We start from the raw sequence: 11,824 nt of genomic DNA, 5'->3' as shown, positions 1-11,824 counted from the left end.
AAAACAATGTATGCCTCATCTGCATCTTTTACCTAACCAAGTTGTTTCTAATTCCTTACAAAGAAGTCTTCATTGTTAAAGTACATATCCATCTCTTCCTCTTCTTCATCCATAATGCTACTGTAATCAATTTCTTTGATCACAACTGCATGATTCTCCATAACCGCATTTGAGATGTAGAGGAATGATTTACTGATCCGCTCCATCATGTAAGCTTCAAACAAAGAATTTTTATAAACCATATTCATGACGATATCTTCTTTATTTTCATTTACATAGAATGTTACATCGTACTTTGGAGTAATTTTTTCGGTGCTATATTCGTTGAATGTAACCCCTTCAAGAGACTGATTGATTCCCTCATTCTCATTACCTTGATAAGGCATGTAATTTAGAAGAATGGAGAATAAGGAGCCTTGGTTAACACCGTATTTATCTGTTACCAGATCATATAGTTCCTCATACGGATACTCCTGATGATCCATAGCTTCGATCAGAGTTTCATTTACTAGCTGTACATATTCTTTGAATATTTTATTTTTATCAATATGTGAGCGAAGAAGTAAAACATTTAAAAACATACCGATAACATCTTGTAGTTGGTCATGATTTCTGCCCACTACTGGTGTTCCCACTACGATATCCTCCTTGCCTATCTCGTTCATCAAGATAATGTTTAAAATGGCACTGAAGTAAGCAAAAGTAGTGATAGAGTTTTCCTTACAGAATTGATCAATTTTGGCGCGTTCATTGGTATCAAAATATACTTCAAGAGTTGATCCTTGTAGCTCTTCTCTTTTTGCATCATGCTTTTTGGGTAGCTCTGTATAACTGAAATCCTGCGTTTTTTCCATCCAATACTCCTCAAGCTTTTTCATATAGCTTGAATTCAAATACTCATGTTGCCATACACAATAATCCTTGTACTGAATATCAAGTGCTTGTAGCGTATGTCCACCATACAACTCGATCAATTCTTGGATAAATATATCCATGGAAATCCCATCTGAGATGATATGATGCATATCAATCATCAGAATCTGTGTGCCTTGCTCTACTTGTATATAGTTCACTCGCAGCAAAGGAGATTGACTCAAATCAAACGGTTGAATAAGCTCACCTACGATAGCTTCTACATCTCTCTGATCCGTATATACGGTATGTAGTGCAAATTCACCATGTTGCTTTACCTTTTGAACAGGCTCTCCATTTACAATGTCAAACGTGGTCCTAAACACCTCATGGCGCTCCCCCAGCCTTTGTAACGCATTCTCCAACCTATCTGTATCAAGTGCACCCTCAACAGTTACAACGGATGGCATATTATAGCTCACATCTTCTTTATTTAGTTGATGTAAGATAAATAGTCTCTTTTGGGCTCTCGATAACGGATAGTATTCTTGCTCTGCCGCTTTGGGTATAACGCTGTACATTCTTTTTTCTGCTTGAGCAATATACATGCTAAGCTCTTTTATCGTCGGCAATTTAAATATTTCTACGAGTGGGACTACCACTTCAAAAGCCTTATGAATTTTAGAGGTTATAATTGTTGCCTTAAGTGACTGTCCTCCCAGCTCAAAGAAATTCTGGTTAATTCCTACTGTTTCAACGCCCAATACTTCCTGCCAAATGATTGCTAGCTTCTGCTGAGCTTCATCGGTAGGAGCTTCAATTTCTAATTCAGACATAAGTACTTCCACTGGTTCTGGCAGTGCCTTTCTGTCTACTTTTCCATTTGAAGTAAGCGGTAACTTGTCTAGCTGAACAAAAGAAGCTGGAACCATATATTCTGGCAGCTTTTCCAATAGGCGCCCTCTCAACTCTTCTACTGGTATTTCTTGATCTACCTTTACATACGCACATAAATATTTTTCACCATGCTTATTTTTCTTATCAAGAACATAGGCTTCTGTAATAAACGGGTGCTCTATCAGTTGGCGCTCAATTTCTCCTAATTCGATCCTGATTCCGCGGATTTTCACTTGGTTATCTATTCGACCTAAAAACTCCAAATCTCCATCAGAAGACCATCTTCCTAAATCACCTGTTTTATAAATCCTACCGCCAGGAATAAAGGGGTTATCGATGAATTTTTCATCTGTTAGCTCTGGTCTATTAAAATACCCTCTTGCTACTCCATCGCCACCAATATAGATTTCTCCTGGTATACCCATAGGCTGTAAATGACCTGACTGACTCATGATATATACCTGAGAATTTTCAACTGGCTTGCCAATAACATCTTTTAAAGAACATGGGGTAGTAATTGTATCCACGGTTGTCTCTGTAGGCCCATAATGGTTGAACAATTCATATCCCATTGAAATAACTGTATTTTTTAACGTATTTTCCAGGATATCACCGCCGGATACAAGCAGAGTTAAGCTGTCCATCTTTTCATTACCTAAAACCAATTGACTTAATGTTTGCGGTACAAACTGCACGGAATTTATTTGGTGTTTATTTACATATTCTCTGAATTGATCTTGATCAAAAATAATTTCTTTCTTTGGAATGTAGATGGTACCACTATTTAGGATAACAACTATGGTCTCCAGCACCGCAACGTCAAAAGCCAAATTAGTAATCTGCAACGTATTTTTATGAGCTTTTACATCATAGAGGTTATCGTACCAGTTACATACATGCAGGACATTTCGATGTTCAATCATGACACCTTTAGGATTACCTGTTGAGCCTGACGTATAGATCACATATGCCAGATCATGTGCTTGATTTATATGATTTAGATTCGTGGCATCCTGTGCATATGCAGCTTCATTCTCAACATCAATGATTTCACCATCATAAGAAACCTTCCCAATAAATTTGTTCTGTATTAACAGTACGTTCATCTGACTATCGTTACTGATATAATTCATTCTTTCTTCTGGTACATCAGGGTCTATTGGTAGGTAAGCTCCTCCTGATTTTAGAACTGCCATCAGAGCCACCATCATCTCCAGTGATCTTTCTACCAAAATACCCACTAGTGTTTCCTGCTTTACTCCTTTTTCACGCAGCGTCCTTGCTAATCGGTTAGCCTTTTCATTCAATTCCCTGTATGTTAGATAGTTATCCTCGAACACGACAGCAATCTCATCAGGCATCTTTTCCACTTGTTCTTCAAATCGTTCTTGGATAATCTTGTCTCTTGGATAATCGCTATAGGTATTGTTGTATTCGTTCACAAGCGTATGCTTCTCCCTGTCTGTAAGCATGTCTATTTCTTTTAGCGAAATCCTTCTATTTTTACTTACTACTTCAAGAATCCTTTTATAATGCTCCAACATTCTGACTATTGTTTTCTCTTTATAAAGCTTTGTGCAGTATTCAACATGCAATTCAAGTCCTTCGTCTACTTCCTTTGCAGAGAAGGTTAGATCAAATTTTGCTACTTTGGACTCGATTTTGTACTCTTTGATAAGTAAATCATTCATCTTTACCTTTTTGATATCCATGTTATCCATCGTAAACATAACATCAAACAATGGATTCCTGCTGATATCTCTTCTTACATTTATCTTGTTGATAAGAGCCTCAAATGGATAATCTTGATTGTCGTATGCTTGTAGAGCATTTTCTTTTACTTCCTGTAAAAATACCTCATAGGATTTCGCTCCCACTGGATGATTTCTCATGGCTAACGTATTTACGAACATCCCAATGATATTCTGAAGATCCGCGTGTGGACGACCGGCAATCGGACTTCCTATTATAATATCTTCTTGCTCACTATACTTAGAAAGTAAAATGCTTACCCCTGATAACAGCACCATATACAAGGTGCTGCCTACTTCTGTAGCAAGATTTTTTAAGCCTTCTGTCACTTCTTTATCTAATGTAGAACGCAAAACATTTCCTTCAAAACTTTGAATGCTTGGTCGTACAAAATCTATTGGCATATTTAGTACAGGTAATTCATCAGAAAAGGCTTGCGTCCAGTATTCTTCTTGCTTTTTTACTTTTTCCGAGTGCAACAAATTATTTTGCCACTCCGTATAATCCTTATATTGAACTTGTAGGTCTCCTAGCTCTTCTCCTTCATAAAGTTGCATGAATTCTTTCACTACGATCCCCATTGAGACACCATCTGAAATGATATGGTGCATATCAAACAATAGTACATGCTTGTCCTCTTTTATTTTTAGGAGACTAACTCTGAGTAAAGGTGCCTCATGTAAATCAAATGGTCTCACAAACTTGCTAATCATTTCATTCTTATCAATATCTACCTCCATTTCGTTTGTTATCATTTCAATCCTAAAATCCACTTCTTTATTTACTCTTTGTACGATTTGTTCATCGATAGAAGCAAATGATGTTCGTAAGGTTTCATGCCTTCTGATTAATTGTCTACATACATTTTCAACCCTTTCAACATCAAGCTTTCCTTCCATTTCTAAAACCACCGGCATATTATAACCGGTATTATGCAGTTCAAATTGTTGCAACATATACATCCTCTTCTGTGCCGAGGATGCTTCATAGTAGTCGTTTTCCTTTACCAGTTCTATTGCCTCATACCCGCGCTCTTCCGTTTTACCAATGTACTGACTTATACCCTTAATCGTTGGTATTTGGAAGAATTCCTTTAAAGGCATTTCTACTTGGAAGTGTTTATGGATTTTTGAGATCAAATAAGCAGCTTTAAGAGAATGTCCACCCAACTCAAAGAAATTATCATTGATTCCCATGCTTTCAACAGAAAGAAGCTCGCTCCAGATACCTACGAGGATCTCTTCTACTGCATTTCTGGGTGCCTCGTACTCTGCACCTGTCATTAGGTTTCCCTCTGGTTCTGGTAGAGCTTTTCTGTCTATTTTTCCATTTTGGGTTAATGGCATCCTGTCTAGCTGCACGAAGTGGGATGGAATCATGTAGTCTGGTACGTTTGCAGATAAAAACTCTCTTATTTCCTTTATGGTTACCCCTTCACGTAGCACAATGTATGCGCATAGGTAGGTAGCTCCACTGGAATCTTCTTTATCTACTACCATGGTCTCCCGTACTGCTTCATGTGCTAATAACTGGTTTTCTACTTCTCCCAGTTCAATTCTGAAACCCCGTATCTTAACTTGATGATCAATCCTACCTATAAAATCAATGGTCCCGTCTTCCAGCCATCTCGCTGTATCCCCCGTTTTATACATGCTGTCACCTGGGACGAATGGATTCTCTATGAACTTTTGATCTGTTAATTCTGGGTTATTTACATACCCTCTTGCTAAACCGTCACCAGCTATGCACAGTTCACCTGGTACGCCTATTGGCTGTAGATTATTATGCTTATCAACAATATAAACGGTTGTATTATTGATCGGCTTTCCAATAGGTATCGTAACGGAATACTCTTTATCTATTAAAAAGCATGTGGTAAACGTTGTATTTTCAGTTGGGCCATACCCATTGATGATCTTCAAAGCTTTTGAGTCTTGCATCACTCTGTTGATATGTTTCGTAGATAAAGTCGCCCCACCTACTAGTAGGTAGTCTACATTTTTAAACATAGAGGGGATTTCTTGAGCCATTACATTGAACAATGATGAAGTGAGCCAAAGGATATTTATATGATTCTCGTTGATATACATCTCCAATTTCATTGGGTCTAAGATCGTATATTTTCGTACCAAATGCAATTGCAATCCATTCAAGAGAGCTCCCCAAATTTCAAAAGTGGAAGCATCAAAGGAGAGCGTACCTGTTTGTAATAATTTATCTCCCTCTTGGAAAGCCAGATAGTTTGTGTTTTTAACCAATCTGACTACGCTTTTATTTTCAATCATGACTCCTTTGGGATTTCCCGTTGAACCCGATGTATACATGACATAGGCTAAACTGTCAGACGTACCTGTATGACACAGGTTATCTGCATCATTTGTATATATCTGCTCATCTGTTACATCTAGTATCTCTTTAGAAAAGAAGTGTTTTCCTGAATAGGCACGTTGCGTTACTAGCAAATTTACTCTGCTATCTTCCAGCATGTACTCTATTCTTTCTTCGGGATATTCTGGATCAATTGGTAAATATGCTCCGCCTGCTTTTAGTATTCCGAGCAATCCCACAATCATTTCCAATGAGTGTTCTGTCATGATTCCAACAATATCGTCTTCTTTTACTCCCTTTTCCCTTAACGTTCTAGCCAACATGTTGGATCTTTCATTTAATTCTTGATAGGTATAGTGCTTATTTTCAAATACAACGGCTGTGTGGGTAGGTGTCTTTTTCACCTGTTCTTCAAATAATTCACTTATGGTTTGTGTGTGTGGATAATCGACAATTGTATCATTGAAATCAGTCAGAATCGTGTGCCGCTCTTCTGGTGTTAGGATATCTAAATCGGCTAAGGTCACCTGTCTATTCTCGCATATCCCTTTTAGGATCATTTGAAAATGTGCTAACATTTTCTGCATAGAACTGCTTCTAAATAGCTTTGTCCGGTATTGTAACCCAATAGTAATTTCATTTTCATCTGCATTTTCATAGGCATAGAACGTTACATCAAATTTGGATGCACTACGCTCTTGCTTACATTCTTTGCAGGTAAAATCATGCAATTCAATAGTAGGCATATCCATGTTCTGCATAGTAAACATGACATCAAACAAGGGATTTCTACTCATATCTCTGCGTATATGTAATTTTTCGACCAGCTCCTCGAATTGATAATCCTGATTTTCATAGGCAAGTAGTGCATTTTCCTTCACTTCTGTTAAGAAGTCCTCGTATACTTTGTTGCCTAGAGGCTGGTTCCTCATTGCTAAAGTATTTACAAACATCCCCATTATGTTGTCTACATCTGCATGCTGTCTCCCCGCAATTGTACTTCCGATGATAATATCCTCTTGTCCAGAATATTTCGAAAGCAAAATATGTAGGGCGGACAATAAAATCATGTACATGGTACTTCCCGTTTCTCTAGCAATGTCCCCCAGCATTTTCGTTAGTTCTTTATCCAGACTAATGTGCAATGTGTTTCCTTCAAAGCTTTGGACGGACGGTCTTACAAAATCAGTGGGCAAATTCAGAACAGGAATTTCATCATAAAATTTGTTGAGCCAATATGTTTCCTGATTCATCATTTTTTCTGATCGCAGCAAATCATTTTGCCATGCTGAGAAATCCTTATACTGTAATCTGAGAGGCTCCAACGCTTTTCCTGAATATAGATCAGTAAATTCACGGATCAAAATCCCCATAGATACACCATCTGAAATAATATGGTGCATGTCGACCAACAAGACATATTGATCCTCGTTTACCTTTGCGATTTTTACTCGTAGGAGTGGGCCCATGCTTACATCAAATGGTTTCACAAATTCCTCTACCCATTCATTCTCATCTTTACTTATGTGATGTGCTTGTTCTACATAATCCACCTTAAAAGCTACTTCCTGATGTATACGTTGTACGATTTGTCCGTCTATGGAATGGAACGTAGTACGCAGGGATTCATGTCTTTCTATTAACTGATTGAAGCATTGTTCTATCTTGTTTATATCTGGCCTACCTTCTATTTTCATTGCTCCTGATACATTGTAACCTGTGCTTTGAATGTCCATCTGCTGTAACAAAAACAGCCTTTTTTGTGCGGAAGACACTTCATAATAATCTCTTCTTTCTACAGGCACTATCCTTTCAAAATAATGCTCGTTTGCCTTGCTGATATACTCACTCATCCCTTTAATGGTGGGTGATTTAAATACTGCTTGCAGAGGCAGCTCTACCTCAAATTGCTTGTGGATTTTGGATACTAGCCTCGTTGCCTTAAGGGAATGTCCCCCTAATTCAAAAAAGTTATCCGCAATTCCTACTTTATCTACTTCTAAAACTTCTCTCCAAATACGTACAAGTTTTTCTTCTCGTTCATTTCTAGCCGCTTCGTATCCTACTCCTGTATTCATGACTCCTTCTGGCTCCGGTAACGCTTTATTATCAATTTTTCCATTTTGGGTAAGTGGCATTTTTTCAAGCTGTACAAATCGCGAAGGAACCATATATTCCGGTAACTCACGAGATAAATGATCCCTTATCTCAGAAGAAAACAATTCTTTTGTGGATACAAGATAGGCACATAGATATGGATTTTTATCATTATCTTCCTTAACCACTACTAAAGCTTCTTTTATAAGATCATGTAGCAACAGCTTGCTCTCAATCTCTCCTAACTCAATTCGATATCCTCTTACTTTTACTTGTTGATCGATCCTACCTATATACTCGATCTTTCCGTCTTCAAGAAACCGGGCAGAATCCCCTGTTTTGTACATAAATGTTCCGGGGACAAATGGATTTGAAATGAATTTTTCTGACGTGAGCTCCGGTTTTGCAAGATAGCCTTTTGCTACTCCATCACCTGATATATATATTTCACCTACACTGCCTAGAGGAACCGGCTTCAGCTTATTGTTCAACACATAGATTTGGACATTATCTGCTGGAACACCTATTGGAACAGAACCTCTTGTATCCTTGCTACCATTATATTGATGGATCATACATCCTACTGTTGTTTCAGTAGGTCCGTACTCATTATAAATTTCGATATTTCCTCCGAATTTTTCAGTTATGCTCTTTGCCAAATCACTTTTTAGGCTTTCCCCACCTACAATGAGCTTTCGTAATTTTGATTCCTTCAAATCCATTTCTTCCAAGAGCTTCAAATGCGTTGGAGTCAACTTCATTACTGCTGTCTTGTTGTCTTTCACAATTTGCTCCACTAAAAAAACTTTTTCTTCTCCTTTATAAATAACGAGCTTAGCTCCGGTAAGTAAAGGAGTGTAGATTGATGTCACAGTCAAATCAAAAGAGATGGAGGAATACAATGAGAAATCAAGAATCTCCCCTTGAAGATATACCTTTTTTGCCCACCAAATGTAATTAACAAGTCCCTGATGAGTGACCTTCACTCCCTTGGGCTTGCCAGTTGACCCGGATGTATAAATGACATAGGCGATATCATCATGCGTAGTGATTTTATCTAGTTGTTCTTCTGATTGTTCATACACGTTTTTATTTTGCACATTTATGATTTCACCATCAAAGCTAATTTGCTTTTCCCAGTCCTTATCTGTCAACAATAACTGGGTTTTGCTGTCTTGAAGCATATATTCAATTCTTTCATTTGGGTAAGCTGGATCGATTGGGAGATAGGCTCCACCCGCTTTTAAAACGGCTAGCATACTAATCACTACATCTGGGCTATTATCCATCAACAAACCCACGACCTGCCCTATTCCAACACCATATTCTCGCAATGTTCTTGCCAGTCGATTTGCTGTTTCATTTAATTCTCTATACGTTAGCTTCCTATTTTCGAACACGATTGCTACTTGCTCAGGAATGTTTTTCGCTTGATCTTCAAACAACTCATAGATTGATTTATCTTTCGGATAATCGGCATGCGTCTGGTTACCTTCATATAAAGTTTGATAGATTTCCTTTTCCGTTAACATACTCATATCCTGAATACGAATCTCTTGTTTATTTGACATAACATCCAAGATATTTTGAAAATAAAGCGCTAATTTAGCTACCATTTCATCCCTAATCACATGACTGTTGTAAGTAAAATCTAGCTTCAAATCGTCATGATTCAGGATGGACAACGTCAAATTATAATTCGTTTCTTCAATCATTGAGTAATTTTCTACATGCACCACACTGTCATGCTCTGCATGTAGCTTTATCGGATAATTTTCGACAACCACAATGGAATGAAAAATGTTTTCGTTTCCTTTAAAATGCCCGCTCTGTTTTATTTCTGTTAGCGGAGTATTTTCGTATTCCGTTCTCTCCTTTAATGTATGATCTACCTTTTTAATGAAATCTACGATACGTTCCTGCTCATCTATTTGCAATCGTAATGGAATCGTATTGATGAATAGTCCTACCATGCTGTCGATATTTTCAATCTGAACATTTCTACCTGATACAACTGTTCCGAAGATAATATCAGTTGAATTGTTAAGCATTTGCAGGATAAACGACCAAGCTGTATATAAGATAGACGCCTGTGAAACCTTGTTATCTTTTGCAAAAAGCTTCATCCTATCGTTGAGATGACTTGGAACAATATAGCTATATTTGTTAAGCTTTTTATTTTTATTGATGCTACTAAAATAATCGTTGCTTGCTTCATAGCCGGATAGACATTGGTTCCAAAACTGTCTTCGTTCCTGCTGATCTACTTTATTCATTTCTGCTATGAATGTTTTAAATTTTGTTTTTTTACGTTGTGTAGGAGTGTCTCCCTTGTAGTAACAATTGTACGCACTCAACAATTCTTCCAAAATAATAGCGTTACTCCAGCCATCATATAAAATATGATGATTGCTGATCATCATCTCAAATTTTTGATCTGCTACTTTGCATAAAGTAATCCTGATGGTTTCTTTTGTTACATCAATTCTATTTTGCAAATCAGATTCTTTGATTTTGCTCCATTCTTGTTCTTTCTTAGCATCCTCTAGTAATGTAACATCTACATAGTTGATATTCACTTTATGGTTTTTCAAAACGATCTGTACGGGATTCTCAATGTTTTTCCACCTATAAATCGTTCGTAACATCTCATTTGTCTCTATAACAAAATCCCAGGATTTTTGTAATATCTCTACTTGAATATCGCCTACCAATGTTAAGCTTAGCTGTTCATGGTATTCTCTACTATTCAAGTCATTGCGGTAGTGAAATAACATTCCCTCTTGGGTACTAGTCAAACCCATAATTTCTTCAATATTTTTCTTATCTAATTTATTATCCATCAGATTTCACCTCACATTTTTGTGACGAAGGGTTATAGTTTTGTGCCTACTTGCAATGACTTGGCCTTGTCATAGTAGTAACTACCTACAGCAATATCAAAAATTGCCATTCCCATTGGATTAAACATGATTACTTGATCTTTATCGAATTTTTGCATGCCATTCTTGCAGATAACGTCCACAATAGATTGAGTAGCTTCCTTTTTTAAGCCCTTTTCCAAAGCCATCATTTCTATGCCAGTATTTTCTCTACATACCTCTTCCCAGTCATCTACAATGATCCCATTCTGGACATACTCAAAAATATCCGTCTTGTAATCTCTAAGAGAAACATTAAGCTGTAAAGACCCTTTCTTCGGCTCTTGGTCAATATATGCTTCTTTAGATACCGTGCATGTAATGAAGATATCTGCATCCTTGTAGGCTTCCTCCCAGCTTGCACACACGTGTATGTGATCTTTATGTTCATATTCAATTTCATCCTTATTAATGGGGCGTAAATCATATAAAGCAATGCTGTCTATTTTGTCTTTCAACAGCTCTGTTACCATTTTAAAGTGATGCTGACCAATCGGTCCCCAGCCGATGATACCTACTTTAAGCCGATCCAGTTCTCTACCTTTGCTATAAGCCTTTATGATAGAGCCAGTGACACCTGCCGTACGCAGAATACTTAGTAATGCTGTATTGATAATGGCATGGGGCTCACCTGTAGCAGCATCGTTTAAAATAACAACACTATGCGCCCTTGGAATATTTTTCTCGATATTTTTTGGAAAACTAGCAATCCATTTAATTCCGGCTTGATTAATTTCTCCCCCTACATACGCAGGCATTGCAATGATTCTGTTTTGCGGCTCACCATATCGTAAGTACGGTTTGATGGGTTGGGCATAATCATTTTCTGCTAGACAGTGAACTGCATTTTCAATTACTTGAACGATTTCATTCCACTGAAACCCAATAGATTTTATATCACTTTCATTCATATACAACATATACATATCTCCTTTTTTTCAGTAAATGGTTGCTAATGCTATCCTTTATCCCATTCA

General features: G+C 37.4%; 2 protein-coding genes. Both read right to left on the bottom strand.

Annotated elements, in window-relative coordinates:
- Nucleotides 1-47: 47 nt before the first annotated feature.
- Nucleotides 48-10,769: an amino acid adenylation domain-containing protein gene (locus EEL30_07680; protein QDX92245.1), complete on the bottom strand. Its 10,722-nt coding sequence runs from the start codon at nt 10,767-10,769 to the stop codon at nt 48-50.
- A gap of 32 nt (nt 10,770-10,801) precedes the next feature.
- A complete protein-coding gene (gene sbnB, locus EEL30_07675; GenBank protein ID QDX92244.1) occupies nt 10,802-11,767 on the bottom strand; it encodes a 2,3-diaminopropionate biosynthesis protein SbnB in 966 nt (321 codons plus the stop codon).
- Nucleotides 11,768-11,824 lie beyond the last annotated feature (57 nt).

The sequence above is a fragment of the Brevibacillus laterosporus genome (assembly GCA_007833815.1).
Taxonomy (GTDB): Bacteria; Bacillota; Bacilli; order Brevibacillales; family Brevibacillaceae; genus Brevibacillus_B; species Brevibacillus_B laterosporus_D.
The sequence above is the reverse complement of the archived record's forward strand: the minus strand, read 5'-3'. Positions and strand labels throughout refer to the sequence as shown.